Origin of the sequence: Pigmentiphaga kullae (assembly GCF_004216695.1) — a bacterium.
GTDB lineage: Bacteria > Pseudomonadota > Gammaproteobacteria > Burkholderiales > Burkholderiaceae_B > Pigmentiphaga > Pigmentiphaga kullae.
In genome coordinates, this window is record NZ_SGXC01000001.1 from 1073767 (window position 1) to 1091749 (window position 17983).

Consider the following 17983-nt stretch of genomic DNA (forward strand, 5'->3'; position numbering starts at 1 on the left):
CCTTATGAATCGGAATCGCGCAGGCTCGGCCCCTGGCCGGAGCCGCCGCCATCGCCACCGCGCAGCGCGTGGGCGGTGGTGGTCGCGGCGTGGGTGAGTTGCTGGCGGCGATGCAGGCGCTTGGCCCAAGCGGGCTGTTCCTGTGTCTGCGCCGTAGCGGCGCCGGATGCGGCCTCGCCTGCGGCACCCTGACCGGATGCCGCACCCGCGCCGCCATCGGCAGCAGCGCCATTCCAGCCAGCGCGGAAGGGAGCGGCCATGCGTTGCCCGGCAGCGGAAGCGCGGGATGCAGCACCTCGCCCGGCTGCCTGCGCGCCGGTCTTGGCGACGTTGCCCAGGCCCGCCATCGCGCCCTTTGCGCCGCCGCCAGCGGCGGCGGAACCGGCCTGGAACGCCGACTTCGCACTGCTGGCCGCCGACGTGGCGGCGCGCGCACCGCTACCGGCCAGCTTGGCGGCAGCCGGGGCCATGCGCGCACCAGCAGCCACGGCGCCACCCACGCCCGTCGCGGCGGCGCCGATGGCGACGGCCGTGCCGGCAGCGCCGACAGCAGCACCGGCCATTGCGCCAGCGCCGAGCTGCGGCGCACCGGAGACGAGGCCCGTGGCGATGCCAGGGCCGAAAATCCCGAGCGCCAGCAAGGTGAGCGAGGCCAGCATGATGACCAGCGCGTGGTCAATAGACGGCTCGGCGGGATGGACTTGGAACTGAGCGAACAAGCCCGAGCCGATACCGACGATCACGGCCAGCACCAGAACCTTGACGCCGGAGGCCACCACGTTGCCCAAGACCTTTTCGGCGAGGAACGCGGTCTTGTTCCAGAGCGCGAATGGCACCAGCACGAATCCGGCGAGCGTGGTCAGCTTGAACTCGATCAGCGTGATGAACAGTTGGATCGCCAGCACGAAGAAGCACAAGACCACGACCAGCCACGCGAGGAACATCACCACGATGGGGTCGAGGTTCACGAACACTTCGGGAAAGCCCGCCATCTCGCCGATCTGCTCCAGAATCGGCGCCCCGGCGTCGATGCCGGTTTTCGCCAGCCGGCCCGGCTGCAAGAAGTTCTCCATCGTGATGGCCGAGCCGGTGGCGGTGATGCCCAATCCCGCAAACGAGCGGAACACGATGCTGGCCAGCCAGTTGAAGTTATTGATGATGTAGGCGAAGGCACCGACGTAGAGCACCTTGCGCAGCAGCTTGGCGATCACGTCCTCGCCCTGGCCGGTGGCGTGGCTCATGGCCCAATACAGGCCGGCGATCGTCATGTCGATGACGATCAGCGTGGCCGTGAGGAACGCCACTTCGCCCCGCAGCAGCCCGAAACCCGAGTCGATATAAGCGGCAAAGGTGTTGAGGAACTGGTCGATGATGGTCACGTCATTCATGGCGTGTCCTCCGGTTCGGCGGGATCGGCCGGCGCCATGCCATCGGCCGGCTCCTCGAAGCTCGGCGGGATCGGCGGCAGGTCGGCCAGCGTCTGGTATTCATCCGGCCCGGCCTGGCCGGAGAAGAAACGCCGCCGGAAGGCTTCGGCGGCGGCGCGGCAAGCGTCCTCGCCCGTGGCCTGCCGGTCGGCCGCGCATTGCGCGCGCAATGCCTTCAGCCGCACGGGATCGGCGGCCAAGGCATCGGCAAGGTCGTCGGCCGGCTGCTCGCCGCAAGCGGCCAGCAGCACGACACCAAGGGCGAGGACGCATCGCATGGCGGCCTCCCGTCAGTTGCCGTAGAAGTTCACGGACTGCGGCGTGTACGGCGTGCCGTCGCCGAGGAAGCGCCGCCGCACCTCGCGGGCGCGCTCCGTGGCTGCCGCCTGCCGCGCCAGCTCCAGCGATGCCGCCCGGTCTTGCGTGATCTGGAGTCGCTGCGACTGGATCGACTGCTTGGCCTGCAAGGCCAGCAATTGATTCATGGCCTGCATCGCCTGCAACGCACCTTCGGCCGACTGGCTCTTGCCCACAAGATCGGCCAGCACGCTTTCGTCTTCGCCCAGGTTCTGCGACACCTGCGCCTGCATCTGCATGGTGGTCTGCAAGCCGTTGAGCGTGTTCCGCCAACGCTCCTGCGCGTCGCGGTACATCTGGTCGCCGCTGACGGTGGCGGCGTACTGCTCGGGATACAGGCGCGCGAACTCCCGATCCAGATTCGTCACGTCGTAGGCCAAGCCCCTGGCCTGGGCGATCAGCCGCTCGGTGGTCGCCAGATTGGCGCGCAACTGGTTCACCACGCTGGACGGCAGGCTGGCGAGGTTGCGCGCCTGGTTCATCAGCATCTGCGCTTCGTTCTGAAGCTGCTGGATTTGGTTGTTGATCTGCTCCAGCGTGCGGATCGCGGTCAGCGTGTTCTGCACGAGGTTCGTGGGATCGACCACGACCCATTGCGCATGGGCGGTGGCGGTGCAAAGCATGGCCGCGATGGCGGCGGCAATAAGACGCTTTTTCATGGCAGGTTCTCCAGGGGTTGGTCAGCGAGGGAACCCGGCGCGAGGCCGGGGAACGAGGGCAGCAGGTCGGCCGCCCAATCGAGGCCGCGGTGGCGAAGCCAGGCACCCGCGAAACCGGGCACGCCGGCGTCCAGCAGCACGCGGTCTATGTCGCGCTGGTCTTGCGGCGTGGAAGCGCCCGCGAAGGCCAGCGCCGCCGGCCCCAGGTCGAGGTCGAACAGGCGGTTGCCGAGGCGGGATTGGTAGTAGTAGTCGCGCTTGGGCTGCGCGGTGGCGACGATTTCGATCTGCCGCCTGTTGAGGCCGAAGCCCTCGTAGATCGTGCGAATCTGCGGCTCGGTCGCCTGCGGGTTGGGCAAGAAAATCCGACTCGCGCAGCTTTCGATGATCGCGGGTGCGATGCTCGAATCCTTGATGTCGGCAAGGCTCTGCGTGGCGAATATGACGCTGACGTTCTTCTTGCGCAGTGTCTTGAGCCACTGGCGGATACGCGCGGCAAACACCGGGTCATCGAGGAACAGCCATGCTTCGTCGAGGATCAGCAGCGTGGGCGCCCCGTCGAAGCGTTCATCAAAACGCGCAAAGAGGTAATGCAGCACGGCCATGACGGCGGCCTTGCTGTGCATCAGCTCCTCCATCTCGAAGCACTGCACGTCGGCCGTGCCCAGCCGGTCGTGGTCGGCGTCCAGCAGCTTGCCGTGGGCACCGCCGAGCACATAAGGCGACAGCGCCTGCCGCAGCGTGTTCGATTGCAACAGCACGGAAAGCCCCGTCATCGTGCGCTGCTCCACCGGCGCCCCGGCGAGACTTCCCAGCGCCGACCAGATAGCCGCCTTCTCGTCGGGGCCGACCGCCACGCCTTCGTGCAGCAAGCGGCCTTCGATCCATTCGGCGGCCCAGGTGCGGTAGCCCTCGCGGTCGATGCGTGCCAGTGGCTGGAAGGCGATTTCGCCATCCGTGCCCAGGTCGTAGTGCTCGCCGCCCAGGCCCAGGATCGTGGCCCGCATCGAGCGGCCCATGTCGAAGGCGAAGATGCGCGAACCGCGATAGCGGCGGAACTGCATCGCCAGCGTGGCGAGCAGAACCGACTTGCCCATGCCGGTCGGGCCAGCCACCAGCGTATGCCCCACATCGCCGATGTGCGTCACCAGCCGGAACGGCGTCGCGCCCTCGGTGCGCGTGACGATCAGCGGCGGGCCGTCGAGGTGGTAGTTCTTCTCCGGCCCTGCCCACACCGCCGACACCGGCATCAGGTGCGCAAGATTCAGCGTCGAGACGATGGGCTGGCGCACGTTGGCGTAGGCGTTGCCCGGAATGGACGACAGCCACGCATCCACGGCGTTGAGCGCTTCGGGAATGGTCACGAAGCCCCGGCCCTGGATGACGCGCTCCACCATGCGCAGCTTCTCGTCCGCCACGGCGGCGTCCTCGTCCATGACGGTGACGGTCGCCGTCAGGTAGCCGAAGGCGACTTGATCGCTGCCCAACTCCTGCAAGGCAGCGTCCGCATCGGCGGCCTTGTTGTTGGCGTCGGTATCGACCAGCGGGCTTTCCTGCTGGAAGATCGTTTCGCGCAGCAGCGCGATGACGTTCTTGCGCTTGGCGAACCACTGGCGGCGCAGGCGGGAAAGTTCTTTCTCCGCCTCGGCTTTGTCGAGGCAGAGAAAGCGCGTGCTCCAGCGGTACGCAAAGCCAAGGCGGTTGAGGTCATCCAGAATCCCCGGCCAGGTCGAGGTCGGGAAACCTCGCACCGACACCACGCGCAGGTGCTGGTTGCCCAGCATGGGCGCCAGGCCACCGACCAGCGGCGAGTCGGTCAGCAGCGCGTCGATGTGGAACGGCACTTCGGGCACGCCCACGCGATAGCGCCGCGTCGAGATGGTCGCGTGCAGGTAGGTCAGCGTCTGGCTGTCATCGAGCCAGGCGATCTCCGGCATCACGCCGTCGAGCAGGTCAAAGACGCGATCCGTTTCCGCGACGAAGGCTTGCAGCCGCTCGCGCCAGTCCACGCCGGTCGTCGGCGTGTTCTCGTAGAGCATCTTGGCTGCACGGGCGCGGGATTCTTCCGGCGGCAGGTAAAGCAGCGTCAGGTGATAGCCGCTCTCGAAGTGATTGCCCGATTCCTCGAAGGCGGCCCGGCGTTCTTCCTCCACCAGCCACGAAAGCGGCTCGGGAAACTCCGAGCGCGGATAGTCGGCGGCGGCGCGGCGCTCGGCCTCGATGAACAGCGCCCAGCCCGATCCCATGCGACGCAGCGCGTTGTTCAACCGCGCCGACGTGGCGATTAGCTCGCCTTGCGTCGCGCTGTCGAGGTCAGGCCCGCGAAACCGGGCCGTGCGCTGGAAACTGCCGTCCTTGTTCAAGACGACGCCCGGTGCGACCAGCCCGGCCCAGGGCAGCCAGTCGGCAAGCAAGGCCGGGCGCTGGCGGTATTCGGCGAGGTTCAGCATCGCGGCGTCCTCCCCTCACACGTCCAGTAGCGGGCGGTGCTTGATGTGCCGGGCGAAGACCTGCATGAACTGCGGATCGACGCGCGCGCCCCATACCGCCAGCGAATGGCCGACAACCCAGAGCACCACGCCCGGAATCCACAGTTGCAGGCCCAGGCCGACAGCGGCGGCCAGCGTGCCGTTGGCGATCGCCACCGTGCGCGGCGCACCGCCAAGCAGAATCGGCTCGGTCAGCGAGCGATGCAGCGGCACCTCGAAGCCGTCCGCGAAGGTGTCCGGGGCACTCATACGACGGCCCCGCCGGAGAAGCTGAAGAACGACAGGAAGAAGCTCGAAGCCGCGAAGGCGATGGACAGACCGAAGACGATCTGGATCAGCTTGCGGAAGCCGCCGGACGTGTCGCCGAAGGCGAGCGCGAGGCCCGTAGCGATGATGATGATGACCGCGACGATGCGCGCCACCGGCCCCTGGATGGATTCGAGGATGGATTGCAGCGGGCCTTCCCACGGCATCGAGGAACCGGCGGCCTGCGCGGTTCCGGCCAGGAACAGCAGCAGCGCGGCCAGCAGCAGCCCTTGCCCCGCAGGGCGGGCCAGGCAGCGCAGCCGCGCAAGACGCAAAGCCGGATTTGCAGAAATACGGAAAGCAGGAATGGTCATCTGCGTCATGGCAGTTCTCCAAGTGAGTCAGGGGATGGGGAAGTCGCCGCAGCGGGTGCGGCATCGGGAAGTGGCGGCAGCTCGGGAAACGGCGTTTCCAGTGCATCCGCCAGTTGGTAGCCCACGCCGTCGAAGCCGACGACGCGGGCGATGTTCTCGATGCGGCGTTTGCGCCCGCGCCCGGCGATGTGGATCACCACGTTGACCGCCTCGGCGATCAGCGCACGGGGCGGATTCACCGCCACTTCGAGAATCAGTTGCTCCAGGCGCAGCAGCGCGCCGAGCGCGGAGCCGGCATGGATCGTGGCGATGCCGCCGGGGTGGCCCGTGCCCCACACCTTGATGAGATCCAGCGCCTCGGCACCGCGCACCTCGCCGACGACGACGCGATCAGGGCGCAGGCGCATGGACGAGCGCACCAGTTCGGTCATCGACACCACGCCTGCGCGCGTGCGCAGGGGAACGTGGTCGCGGGCCGCGCATTGCAGCTCCACCGTGTCTTCGAGCACCAGCACGCGGTCGCCTGTGGCGGCAATCTCGGCCAGCAGCGCATTGGCGAGCGTGGTCTTACCGCTGCTGGTGGCGCCGGCGATCAGGACGTTCTGCCGCTCGCGCACGGCGCGAACGAGAAAGCCCGCCTGCGCGCTGGTCATCATCCCGTCGATGACGTACCGCTCCAGCGGAATCACGCCGATGGCGCGTTTGCGCAGCGCGAAGGCCGGCCCCGGCGCTGCCGGAGGCAAGATGCCCTCGAAGCGTTCGCCGGTTTCGGGCAACTCGGCGGACAGCAGCGGCTGGCCGCGATGGACTTCCGCGCCGACGTGGGCGGCGACCAGGCGGATGATTCGCTCGCCGTCCGCCTCGGGCAGTTCCACGCCCATCGGCGCACGCCCACTGGAAAGCCGATCCACCCAAAGGGTGCGATCGGGATTCAGCATCACCTCCACCACGTCCGGGTCTTCGAGCGCAGCGGCGATCAGTGGCCCCATCGCCGTGCGCAGCATCTGGATGCGGCGGTCGAGCGACGTGGCGCTCATGGACTGCGGAACGGCGCTCATGACGCACGCTCCTGCGCTTGCGCGACTGCTGCCGCGTCCTCCATCCGCATCGGGTCGGGGTGCAGTTCCTCCACCACGTCGCGCACCAGGCTGCGGCCCCGCAGCAGGTGGCGGCCAAGCTGCTCGGTGAACTGCTCGAAGCGCGCTTTGCCCTGCGCGCGTGCCGCGTCTTGGTGCGCCTCGGGAACTGGCGTGCTGACCGTGAGGTAGTAGCGGATGAACAGCGCCAGCGTTTCGATGGCGATGTTCTGGTCGCGCTCCATGCGCTCGGCTTGGCGCGACAGGCGATCAAGCCGCTTGGCAATGGCCGCCTCGCGCTGGTCGGCAGCATCGGGCGAAAGCCACGATGCGAGCGCCGCCGCGACGATCGACGACTTGGACACGCCTTTCTTGGCGGCCAGCTCATCGAGCCGCTTGGCGTGCTCCGGCTGGATGAACAGGTTGAGGCGGTAGTGGCTCATAGCTCGATTCCGTCGTTGGGGTCGAGGGAAGCCAGCCGGGCCGTGCGCTGCATGGCTGGATCAAGCTGGCGAGGAAGGCGAAGCGGCGGGTCGTCGTCGTCATCGAGCAGCCCAAGGTCGGCCGCGGGCGCGGCCAGCTCGGGGTCGTAGGCGACGGTTTCGGAGAGTTCGGGCTGACGGCGCGGGCCGCCGTCGTCGGCCGAAGCCGAGTTCTCCAGGCCATCGGCGGATGCCGTGGCAGGTGCAGCGGGCACGGACGGAATCGCCAGCCCGCTCCAGTCGTCGGGCCGCGACGGCGGCGCGTCGGCGTACTGCTGGTTCGCCAGCGTGGGCGGTGGCAGCACGCGACGCTTGAAATTGGCGTCCGCGTAGTAGCGCAGTTTCTTCGCCTTGATCGGCGCCACGCTGGACACCATCACCACGGCCTCGTCGGGCGGAAGCTGCATCACCTCGCCGGGCGTGAGGAGCGGTCGGGCCGTTTCCTGGCGCGACACCATGAGATGCCCGAGCCACGGCGCCAGCCGGTGGCCCGCATAGTTGCGCTGGGCGCGCAGCTCGGTGGCCGTACCCAGCGTCTCGGAGATGCGCTTGGCGGTGCGTTCGTCGTTCGTGGCGAACGTCACGCGCACATGGCAGTTGTCGAGGATGGAGTGGTTTTGCCCATACGCCTTGTCGATCTGATTGAGCGACTGCGCAATGAGGAAGCTGCGGATGCCATAGCCGGCCATGAAGGCCAGCGCCGTCTCGAAGAAGTCCAGGCGCCCCAGCGCCGGGAACTCATCGAGCATCAACAGCAGCTTGTGGCGGCGCTCGATGCCGTCGGAGCCGTCGAGCGATTCGGTGAGGCGCCGGCCGATCTGGTTGAGGATCAGGCGAATGAGCGGCTTCGTCCGCGAAATGTCCGAAGGCGGCACCACCAGGTACAGCGACACCGGATGCTCGGCAGCGATCAGGTCGGCGATGCGCCAATCGCAGCGCGAGGTGACTTCGGCCACCGTCGGGTCGCGGTACAGACCGAGGAACGACATGGCGGTGCTCAACACGCCGGAACGCTCGTTGTCCGATTTGTTGAGCACTTCGCGCGCCGCAGAGGCGACGACCGGATGCGGCCCATCGCCCAGGTGCGGCGTGGTCATCATCCGGTGCAAGGTCAGCTCGAACGGGCTGGCCGGGTCGGACAGGAAGTTGGCGACGCCGCGCAGCGTCTTGTCCTCGCCGGCGTAGAGCACATGCAAGATCGCACCGACCAACAGCGCGTGGCTGGTTTTCTCCCAATGGTTCCTGCGCTCCAGCGCGCCTTCGGGATCGACCAGAATGTCCGCGATGTTCTGAACGTCGCGCACCTCATGCGCGCCGCGCCGCACCTCCAGCAGCGGGTTGTAGGCCGCCGACTTCGCATCCGTGGGGTTGAACAGCAGGCAATGAGAGAAGCGCGAGCGCCAGCCGGCGGTGATCTGCCAGTTCTCGCCTTTGATGTCGTGGACGACGGCGGATGCAGGCCAGGAAAGCAGTGTCGGCACCACGAGGCCGACACCCTTGCCCGATCGCGTAGGCGCAAAGGTCAGGACGTGTTCCGGGCCTTCGTGGCGAAGGTACTGGCGGTCGTGCTGGCCCAGGAACACGCCGGCCGGCAGCGTGAGGCCCGCTTTGCGAATGTCATCCGCGTTCGCCCAACGGGCCGAGCCGTAGGTCGTGACCAGGCGCGACTGCCGCGAGCGCCAGATCGACATGCCGATGGCGACCACCACCGCCAGCAGGCCGCTGCCGCCCGCGATGGCGCCGCCGGTGTCGAACACGCGCGGCGCGTAGGCGTCGAAGAAGAACCACCACTCAAACAGCTTCCACGGGTGGTAGATCGGCGTGCCGAGAAGATCGAACCAGGGCGAGCCAAGGCGTAGCTGGTAGCCAAGGGCGGCTGCTGTCCATTGTGTGGCGCCCCACACGCCGGCGATCACGATGCCGAATACCACGGCGATCTGACCGAACAGCACGCTCGTCCCTTGCATGACCTGGCCTCCGATTTCTCCTGCGCTTCTTCCTCATGGAAAGCGCGGCACAAGGACGTGCCGCAAGCGTCAGAATCGGTGCCGGGTCGGTGCCGGTCAAAGACCGTTTCGAGCAGAAACGTCGAGCAAAAAGACAGAATTCGCGCGGCGTCGAACCAAAGAAAAACGCCGCAAGCGATAGCGCATTGCGGCGTGTCGAACAGAAAATTGAAACCGATGCGGCGAACTGCCAACGATCAGAACTTGGGCGATTCCTTCGGCCGCGTGTAGGGCGTTTCGCCGTCGCCATAGAACCGTTTGCGCGTGGCCTCGGCCACCCGATTGCAGAGCACGTCACCCCGCTTGGGCCGATCCGTCTTGCACTGTTGGCGTAGTTCCTTCAACCGTTCGGGATTGGCTGCCAGTTCCTCCACCGTTGGGATATTCGCTTCCGATGTGTTGGCCTTCTGAGGCGTTTCGGATTGGCCGCAGGCGGTCAACACCGGCACCAGCAAGAAATGGATGATCTTCGTCATGGCGCAGGTTCCTCCGGGGGATCAAGATTGCGGCCCAGCATGGGCCTGGGAGATTCCAGAGATTCGATGGCCTGTACGCGCTCAATGAATCGAGCCAGAACCTCCGATGGTTCGCCTATAGGGTGCAGCAGATAGGTTGTCAGGGGTGGGACACGTGATGCCAAGGGGCGGGCCACCACGCCCGGTTGTCTGCTAGCTGTAATGTGTGCTGCACCCGTAAGCCCAAGCGCGAAGCCGGCCGATACAAGCGCCATCATCAAATCGCAGGAGGCCACGCGCTCCGCGATCAGGGGTTCCATGTCCGCACGGCGCAGTACCCGATCAACGTGTTTCGCGTGGCTTTCGCAAACCTGTGGATCGCACAGAACCAGAGGGTAGCGGAGCAGTTCCTCCAACGGAATGCGCTTATGCGCCAGCAGAGGATGTCGAGCAGGTACAGCCACCATGAGCGCATCGCTCCAGACGGGTATAGCGACGATGCCCTCGCCCACTTCGTCTGATTGCGCGAATCCTACGTCATAAAGATCGTCGTGTAGCCCCTTGATTTGTTGCGACAACGGCACTTCGGAGAAGCGAATCTCGACTTCAGGTTCTTCCTGTCGGCACAAAGCGAGCACCGCCGGAAGGCGCGACGGTGTAATGCCGTCCGATAAGGCCACCCGCAACTGACCGTGAAATCCATTGGCCGCTGCTTTTACGCTGTCGCGCGCTTGTTGCAGAACAGCAAATACCCGGCGGACATGCTCCAGAAACAACTTACCTGCACGTGTTAGGCGAGTGCTGCGTGTGGTACGGGCAAACAGTACAACACCTAGTTCCTCCTCTAGCTCCTTAATGGCGCGAGAAAGTGGAGATTGTTCGATGTGCAGCTTCTCCGAAGCTCTAGCGAAGTGAAGCTCCTCCGCCACGGCGAGAAAGTATTTTAGATGTCTCAACTCCATAGACGAATAGCTCCCACGAGTGCGCATCGCAGGCGGTAGCCGCGACCTGTGAGTCGCGGCTACGCCCTAAACAATCAGTTGCCGCCGTTGGACGGGCGGCGTTCCGCAGAAGATTGCGCCGCGTTTGGCTTCTTCTTCGCGGCGTCGCATTGCTCCTTCAGCTTCTTTACTTCGGGATAAGCCACGTCACTGATATACCGCTTCGTATCTGCCAATTGCTCGCATGTCTTCGGTATCGCCTTCGCATCGTCGTCATGCCCGCCGGTATGGGCCATCACGAATGGCGAAGCGAGCGAGGCGCTGGCTAGAGCTGCAATCAAAACCGGACGAATGTTCATTTCAATATCTCCTGGGATGAGGCCCGGCCTATGTGGCAGGGCGGGAAACTTCGGCTTCCTGCCATGCAATTGGCATGGGGGGGAAGCCGGAGTGCATGGGCATGTGCCCGTAACCAATTTGCCAATCACAAGACGCGCTTCATTTCCATGTATTGACCGCGAGTGCGAACAATCACCGTCACGTCAGCGTCGCCACGGTTCCGCCAGAACCAACCGTGATTTCCACTAAAGGCAGCCTCGATCACGCCATTGCTAGCGGGCACCGCGCGACCCTTTTCATAACTGATGGACTGGCCGCCACCATCGCCGTGGGTATCGAAGTTCACAACGCCCCCTTCGGCAACCCAACTGAACTCGACCTGCTCGCCGGCCTTCATACTCAACTTCACCTCCGCCCCTTGGCCGGGCTTGAGTGCGACGCGCATTTCATCGCGCCAGGCGGCGCCGTTCTCCGCCTGCGCGGCGTTCTGTGCTTGTGCAGGCGCGGCGGTGCCTGCATTCCCTGTCGTCGCGGCAGCGGGCATGGCTGCATCCTTCGCGGCATCCGCAGCGGCTTCTTCGGCCAATTGCGCCTTGATCTCCCCCATTTCCGTCAGGCCGAGGACGCGACCAATCCCTGTTGGGTCGATCGCGTACTCGGAGGGAAGGACGATGCCGACCAAAATTGCGATGGCGGCGACGAGTGCAATGAGCGTCGAGCGCAGCAGTTGTTTCGACGATGGAAGGTCGTCGAGGGTTGGCTTGGATACGTTGTACATGGAATTTTCTCCGTGTTTGATTCAGGAAACGAAATAGCCGGTGAGCTGATAGCCGATCAGGATGAAACCGGCACACATCATCGCTACGTTGGCGGTGTACGCATGGCGCCAGAAACTAGCTGTTCGGCGCCAGTAGCTCATTGCGATCAGAATAGTGCCGAGCGCGATCAACTGCCCGATTTCAACGCCGACATTGAATGCCAAAAGATTTGGAATCAGGCCATCGGGCGAGATGTTGTATTCGATGATCTTGGTTGACAGGCCGAATCCGTGAAAGAGTCCGAATACGACTGTTGCGACTTTCGTGTTGGGCTGGAAGCCGAGCCAACGCTGAAATGCGCCGATGTTGTCGAGCGCCTTGTAAACCACCGAAAGACCGATGATCGCGTCGATGATGTAGCTGTTTATCCCGACGTTGAAATACACGCCAAGCAGCATCGTGGTTGAGTGGCCGATGGCAAATAGCGTCACATACAGGGCGATATGCTTCATCCGGTACAGGAAGAAGATTACGCCAAGCAGGAACAGGATATGGTCGTATCCCGTCGCCATATGTTTCGCCCCTAGATACATAAAAGGGATGAGGTTGACGCCGGATATTTCCTGGATGTAGCCCTTATCGCCCTCGGCAACGGCATGGGCGAGTGCCTGATTCGCGCACGCGAACAGCAGGATAGTCGTCGCCATAAGAAACAGGGAAGTCCGTTGCCAGGTCGGTCGATGGCGATCCGGCATTACTTCAAGTGATCTTTCACGCATGAATTTCATACCTCAATTACTCTCCTAAGAATCCATGTGGTTCGGGTGCGGCAAGCGTCTTTCTCGTTCGCCGCACCATGTGAACCTGTTGATAAATTGGCATCGTGCTTACGCTGGCGCGGTGTTCTGGCGGTCGGTACGCCGATGAATGAGGCGATACAGGGCCGGCAGCACCAGTAACGTCAACAGCGTCGAGGAAACAATGCCGCCAATGACGACGGTTGCAAGGGGTCGTTGCACTTCCGCACCCGTTCCGACGTTGACGGCCATCGGGACGAAACCAAGGCTTGCAACCAGCGCAGTCATCAGTACCGGGCGTAGCCGCATCATCGCGCCGTTCACGATGGCATCGTGAATCGGCGTGCCTTCGTGGTGCAGCTTGCGAATGAAGCTCACCATCACCAGGCCGTTGAGCACCGCCACACCGGATAGGGCGATGAATCCAACCCCTGCCGAAATCGAAAGCGGAATATCGCGTAGCCACAATGCGGCAACGCCGCCTGTCAGTGCCAATGGCACGCCGCTAAAGACGACTGTGGCGTCCCGGCCCGAGCCGAAGGCCATGAACAGAAGGCCGAAGATCAGAACCAGTACAGCCGGCACGACGACGGACAGCCGTTGGCTCGCCGAAATGAGTTGCTCGAACGTGCCTCCGTAATTGACCCAATAGCCCTCTGGCAGTGTGATTTCGCGGCTTACGCGCTCACGCAGTTCTTCCACGAACGACCCTAAATCGCGTCCGCGCACATTGCTGGTAATGACGATCCGGCGTTTACCGTTCTCGCGGCTGATCTGATTGGGGCCGGGTGCCACTTCGATTGACGCAAGCTGGCCAAGCGGTACGTAACCGGCTTGGCCCGGTGCGGCAGCAGTGCCGCTCGGGACGGGAATGGGTAGTGTCGCCAGTGCTTTAGGGTCTTGGCGCTGCGCTTCGGGCAACCGAACCACAATATCGAAGCGGCGATCGCCCTCAAACACCTGACCAGCGACGGCACCACCAAGAGCGATTGCCACCGTCTGCTGTATGTCAGCGATCGCCAGACCGTATCGAGACAGTGCATCCACGTTCGGCGTGATCGTCATCAGCGGCAGGCCCGTAATCTGTTCGAGCGCCACGTCAGCAGATCCCTCGATACTCTCGGCCACGGCTTCAATCTTGGAGCCTAGTTGGGCCAGTTGCTCCATGTCATCGCCATACAGCTTGATCGCCACCTCGGCTCGAACACCCGCGATCAACTCATTCATGCGCATCTGCACGGGCTGAGTGAACTCGTAGTTGTTGCCGGGAATGGTGTTCACCGCCTTTTCCAGCTCGGCAAGCAATACGGCTCTCGGTTTGCGCGGATCGGGCCATTCGCTGCGATCCTTGAGCATGATGAAAGTGTCAGCTACCGAAGGCGGCATGGGATCAGTCGCAACCTCGGCAGTACCGATCTTGGCAAAGACTTCCTCAACCTCTGGAAACTCCTTGATCCGCGCTTCCAACTGGCGCTGCATGCCAATCGCCTGGGTCAGACTCGTTCCGGGAATCCGCATCGCGTGCAAGGCGATGTCGCCTTCATCCAGATTAGGGATGAACTCGGTGCCAAGGCGCGTTGCAAGCAAACCAGACAGCACTACCAACACCGCTGCCGCCGCGACGACGGCGACTCTCAGCCTGATTGCCTTCTGGAGAAGTGGCGCATAGAAGCGGCTGATGCCCCGCATCACCTTGGTTTCCTTCTCGGAAACCTTGCCGGTGACAAACAACGCGACCGCAGCGGGCACGAAAGTCAGGGACAACACCATCGCACCAGTCAATGCGATCACGACGGTAAGCGCCATCGGATGGAACATCTTTCCTTCCACACCCGATAGCGCGAATATTGGAAGGTAAACCGCCGTGATGATGAACAATCCGAACAGGGCAGGCTTGATGACCTCTGCACTGGCGCTGGAAACCAGCGAGAAACGCTCATCGCGGGTCAACAGCCGACCGAGCTGGTGCTGTCGTTCGCTGAACCTGCGTAAGCAGTTCTCCACGATGATGACCGCGCCATCGACAATCAGGCCGAAATCCAGTGCGCCCAAGCTCATCAGGTTGGCCGAGATTCGGTTTTGCACCATGCCGGTGATCGTCAGCAGCATGGCGAGCGGAATGACCGCTGCGGTTATCAGGGCTGCGCGCAGGTTGCCTAGCAACATGAACAGCACGGCAATCACCAGCAACGCGCCTTCCAGAAGATTCTTCTGCACGGTTGCGATGGTGCGATCAACGAGTTGAGTGCGGTCATAAACCGCGTGCGCTCGGACTCCCTCGGGAAGTGTCGCGTCGATTTCAGCGAGCTTTTCTACCGTGCGCTGTGCAACCGCTCGGCTGTTCTCGCCAATCAGCATGAATGCTGTTCCCAGCACGACCTCCTTGCCGTCTTTTGTGGCCGCGCCGGTTCGCAGTTCGCTACCTTCCAGAACTTCCGCCACGTCGGACATTCGGAGTGGCAGCCCATCGCGCGTTGCCACGACAATCTTCCGCAGTCGCTCGATGTCGCCTACCTGTCCGGGGATGCGGATCAGGTACTGCTCGCCGTGACGTTCGATGTAGCCGGCACCGACGTTGGCGTTGTTCCGCGCAACGGCGTTCAGCACGTCGTTCATCGTCAACTCGTAGGCCAGTAGCTTGACCGGATCGGGTGTGATGTGGAACTGACGCACGTAGCCGCCGATGGTGTTGACCTCGGTGACGCCTTTCAGATTGCGGAGCTGCGGACGCACCGACCAGTCTTGCAATGTGCGCAGCGCCGTCGGTGTCCATATTTCCTCGTAGCCCTTTTCGGGTTCCAAGGTATACATGAATATCTCGCCCAGGCCGGTTGCCACCGGCCCGAGCGAGGGATTCAGGCCCGCCGGAAGTTGCGAAGATGCCTGCTGCAAGCGTTCGGCGACCTGCTGACGGGCGAAGTAAATGTCAGTGCCGTCCTCGAAGACCGCAGTGACCTGCGACAGACCGTAGCGGGAAATCGAGCGGGTGTAGTCCAGCCGGGCGAGGCCGGCCAGCGCCGTTTCAACCGGGAAGGTGACGCGCTGCTCGGCCTCCATTGGCGAGTAGCCTGGCGCCTCGGTATTGATCTGCACTTGGACATTGGTAATGTCCGGTATCGCGTCGATCGGCAAGCGGCTGTAGTTCCAGATACCCAGCCCGGACAGGGCGAGCACCAATAGAAGCACGAGCCAGCGATGCGCGATGGACGCGCGAATGATGCGTTCGAGCATATCTGCGTCCTCAGTGATCGTGGCTTGCGCCAGACTTTTCGATGTCTTGGCGTATCAGGAAACTTTGCTCGGCCACGTAGTTAGTGCCGGGCTTGAGTCCGCCAGTCACTTCAACGTACTCACCATCACGATCGCCGAGTTCGAGCATTCGGACTTCGTATGTGTCGCCGACCTGCGCGAACACCACGGTGAAATCGCGGAATCGTTGCAACCCCGACTCCTTCACCGCCAGCGGTACGTTGCGCGTACCTACTGTGACCTCTGCCGCCACGGTCATTCCGGGGCGCCAGCGCCCCTCCGGGTTCGGGATGCTGACGCGGGCAATGACGCTTTGGCCGCTGCCAGCCACCGGCAACAATCGCTGGATCTTTCCGCTGGCTTCGGTCTTCCCGGTGGCTGACCGGATTCGTACCGGCTGCCCTGGCTGTAGGGCTTCGGCATCGGTGCCGATGGCGCGCAGGTCGATCCATACGTAGGACGGGTCAGCCAACTCGAACAGCGCACCTGCTTCAGCCACATCACCGACGTTCGTGTTGCGTGCGAGCACCACGCCGTCGAACGGTGCGGTAATCGGGTAGGTGCGCATGCTGTCGTTGCCCTCCACGATGGCCAGCGTCTGGCCGCGGCGGACTCGCTCGCCCTGTTGCACGTTCACTGACCGCACGATGCCAGGGAAGCGTGCGCGAACCGCTGCGTGTCTGTCGGCATCCAGAACAACGGTTCCCATCAGCCGCACAACGTCTCGGATGACTGCCGGCCCCGCTGATTCGGTCTTGATGCCAGCATCCTTGGCGATACCAGCCGGAATGCTTACGCGACCCTCATAGGATTCATAAGACCAAGTGGACTTCTTTCCCGCGTGTTCGGCGGTCACGGCGACATCGAAAGAATGCGGCTCGGTCACTTCACCGCTGCCGACCAGATAGTTGCCTTCTGGCCTGAACGTGAATTGGTTGACCTCGCCATCCAAACGGGAGAGCTTGATCGTTGCGGCAACATCAGCGGGGGCAACTGGCTTGCCGTCACGATAGGCGTAGAGCCTGTAATGCGGGGGGGCGTTGGTTTCGTAGATGGTGACCTCCAAAGCGAAGTCACCGTCGCGGAGTAGCCGCCCATTGTTTGGGCCGCGCTCATAGCTTCCGCTGGCTTGGGCACTGGCCGCCTCTTTGGGCTTGTCGCCGCCAGGGCTGCATGCGGCGGCAAGTACACAAAGGAGCAGCAGGGAAAGAATGCGAATCATGGTGCGGTGTCCTCAACGGTGGCGGTGAGGCGTTCCACCTCGACCAGCAGAAGGTGATAGCGGGTGGCGGCTTCCACAGCTCGCGCACGCAGGTCGAATAGCGTTCGCTGCGCTTGAGCCAACGACAAATAGGAGAATCGGCCTTGCTCGAAGCCGCGCCGAGTCGTCGCTAAGGCACTTTCAGCCATAGGCAGCATTCGTGTGCGTAGCGATTCGGCTTCGTGCCGCGCGTGCGTGAGTTCCTGATATTTGTCGAACAGCGTCTGGTGGCGCTCGAAGCGTTCGGCATCACGCCGCGCTTCCAGCGCAGCAAGCTCCGCATTTGCTTGAGACACCGCGTATCCAGAGCGCGTTGGACTACCCAACGGCACCGAGATCGACATCACCACGCCGTGATCCTTGAAGGCTTCCAGGCGTCGCACGCCCAAACTGACGTCGATGTTTGGTTTGGCCTCAGCCTCGGCGAGCCGGCGCCGGGCGCCGATGGTGTCGGCCCGCAAACGCGAAGCCCACAGTTCCGGCGTCATGGGCAAACGGGCGGCCAGCGTCTCGAATGGCGCCACGGTCGGCAAGGCTTGCAGGTCACCGACGACCTCACCGAAGTCAGGCGCCAGCGCGCCCCAGCTCGCTGCTAAAGTCATCTTTGCGCTAGCCAGCTCGTGTGCAGCACTTTCGCGATTGAGTTGCGCCTCAGCGAGCGCAATCTCCGCGGCCTGCAAATCCGACTCGGGATTTCGAGCGGCCTGCACCCACGCTGCAACCTCCTGGCGGGTGCGCTCCGCTTGCTGGATACGTTCCTCGGCATACGCCAGCCGCTGCTGTCTGGCGAGCACCTCGATGAAGCGAGTTGTAGTCAGGCTTGCCAAGTCGATCCGCACTTTGGTGGCCTGATGCTCTTGCTCCCTCATCTCGGCCCGGCCCAACGTCTGACGGGCCTCGCGCTTGCCGCCGAGTTCTATGACCCGACCGATGCGCAATGTCGTTTCCGCCGAGCGAACACCTCGCAGGTTGCCGTTCCCAGCGACGTTCTCAACCTCGCCGCCAATGGTGTAAGGCGGTGGCAGGGCTTCGCGCTGTGTGCGCGCTCGGACGGCCTGGAGCTGCGC

Annotated in this window: 17 protein-coding genes; all 17 read right to left on the reverse strand. The window is 63.7% G+C overall.

The features are described from left to right. Positions 1-2 precede the first annotated feature (2 nt). The 17 genes from trbL to EV675_RS30330 all read right to left on the reverse strand — a co-directional run bounded on the left by trbL (position 3) and on the right by EV675_RS30330 (position 17518). Positions 3-1388 (reverse strand): P-type conjugative transfer protein TrbL, encoded by a 1386-nt coding sequence (trbL, locus tag EV675_RS05300; protein WP_034011154.1) that lies wholly within the window; start codon positions 1386-1388, stop codon positions 3-5. Then, on the reverse strand, positions 1385-1705 hold the full coding sequence (locus EV675_RS05305) for a hypothetical protein (protein ID WP_034011152.1): 321 nt from the start codon (positions 1703-1705) through the stop codon (positions 1385-1387). Before EV675_RS05305 ends, trbL begins: the two co-directional genes overlap by 4 nt. 12 nt (positions 1706-1717) lie before the next feature. Next, positions 1718-2443: a P-type conjugative transfer protein TrbJ gene (trbJ, locus tag EV675_RS05310; RefSeq protein ID WP_017677040.1), complete on the reverse strand. Its 726-nt coding sequence runs from the start codon at positions 2441-2443 to the stop codon at positions 1718-1720. Then, a complete protein-coding gene (gene trbE / locus EV675_RS05315) occupies positions 2440-4893 on the reverse strand; it encodes a conjugal transfer protein TrbE (RefSeq protein WP_034011151.1) in 2454 nt (817 codons plus the stop codon). The genes trbJ and trbE overlap by 4 nt, the downstream gene beginning before the upstream one ends. Positions 4894-4908: 15 nt before the next feature. After that, positions 4909-5181, reverse strand: coding sequence for a VirB3 family type IV secretion system protein (locus EV675_RS05320; protein WP_023114195.1), 273 nt, complete (start codon positions 5179-5181; stop codon positions 4909-4911). Beyond that, entirely contained in the window at positions 5178-5561 is a 384-nt protein-coding gene (locus tag EV675_RS05325) for a TrbC/VirB2 family type IV secretion system protein (protein WP_023114194.1), read from the reverse strand. The genes EV675_RS05320 and EV675_RS05325 overlap by 4 nt, the downstream gene beginning before the upstream one ends. Next, positions 5558-6610, reverse strand: a complete 1053-nt coding sequence (gene trbB / locus EV675_RS05330) for a P-type conjugative transfer ATPase TrbB (protein WP_023114193.1) — start codon at positions 6608-6610, stop codon at positions 5558-5560. Before trbB ends, EV675_RS05325 begins: the two co-directional genes overlap by 4 nt. Then, positions 6607-7071, reverse strand: coding sequence for a ribbon-helix-helix protein, CopG family (locus EV675_RS05335; protein WP_031656909.1), 465 nt, complete (start codon positions 7069-7071; stop codon positions 6607-6609). The genes trbB and EV675_RS05335 overlap by 4 nt, the downstream gene beginning before the upstream one ends. Beyond that, positions 7068-9077, reverse strand: coding sequence for a conjugal transfer protein TraG (locus EV675_RS05340; protein ID WP_130356331.1), 2010 nt, complete (start codon positions 9075-9077; stop codon positions 7068-7070). The genes EV675_RS05335 and EV675_RS05340 overlap by 4 nt, the downstream gene beginning before the upstream one ends. 236 nt (positions 9078-9313) lie before the next feature. Continuing rightward, the gene (locus tag EV675_RS05345) at positions 9314-9592 is read right to left on the reverse strand and encodes an EexN family lipoprotein (RefSeq protein WP_130356332.1); all 279 of its coding nucleotides are present in this window, start codon (positions 9590-9592) and stop codon (positions 9314-9316) included. Then, entirely contained in the window at positions 9589-10533 is a 945-nt protein-coding gene (locus EV675_RS05350; RefSeq protein WP_130356333.1) for a LysR family transcriptional regulator, read from the reverse strand. Before EV675_RS05350 ends, EV675_RS05345 begins: the two co-directional genes overlap by 4 nt. Before the next feature lie 74 nt (positions 10534-10607). After that, positions 10608-10871: a hypothetical protein gene (locus tag EV675_RS05355; protein ID WP_023114185.1), complete on the reverse strand. Its 264-nt coding sequence runs from the start codon at positions 10869-10871 to the stop codon at positions 10608-10610. A gap of 125 nt (positions 10872-10996) precedes the next feature. Beyond that, positions 10997-11629: a hypothetical protein gene (locus EV675_RS05360; RefSeq protein WP_034011148.1), complete on the reverse strand. Its 633-nt coding sequence runs from the start codon at positions 11627-11629 to the stop codon at positions 10997-10999. Positions 11630-11650: 21 nt separating this feature from the next. Beyond that, a complete protein-coding gene (locus EV675_RS05365; RefSeq protein ID WP_023114183.1) occupies positions 11651-12388 on the reverse strand; it encodes a HupE/UreJ family protein in 738 nt (245 codons plus the stop codon). A 108-nt stretch (positions 12389-12496) separates the two neighbouring features. Next, positions 12497-15637 (reverse strand): efflux RND transporter permease subunit, encoded by a 3141-nt coding sequence (locus EV675_RS05370; protein ID WP_130356334.1) that lies wholly within the window; start codon positions 15635-15637, stop codon positions 12497-12499. 10 nt (positions 15638-15647) lie between these two features. Next, positions 15648-16877 carry an efflux RND transporter periplasmic adaptor subunit gene (locus EV675_RS05375; RefSeq protein WP_130356335.1) on the reverse strand — a complete coding sequence of 410 codons (1230 nt, stop codon included), beginning with the start codon at positions 16875-16877 and terminating at the stop codon, positions 15648-15650. Then, the gene (locus tag EV675_RS30330; protein WP_479724755.1) at positions 16874-17518 is read right to left on the reverse strand and encodes a TolC family protein; all 645 of its coding nucleotides are present in this window, start codon (positions 17516-17518) and stop codon (positions 16874-16876) included. Before EV675_RS30330 ends, EV675_RS05375 begins: the two co-directional genes overlap by 4 nt. Between the last annotated feature and the right edge of the window lie 465 nt (positions 17519-17983).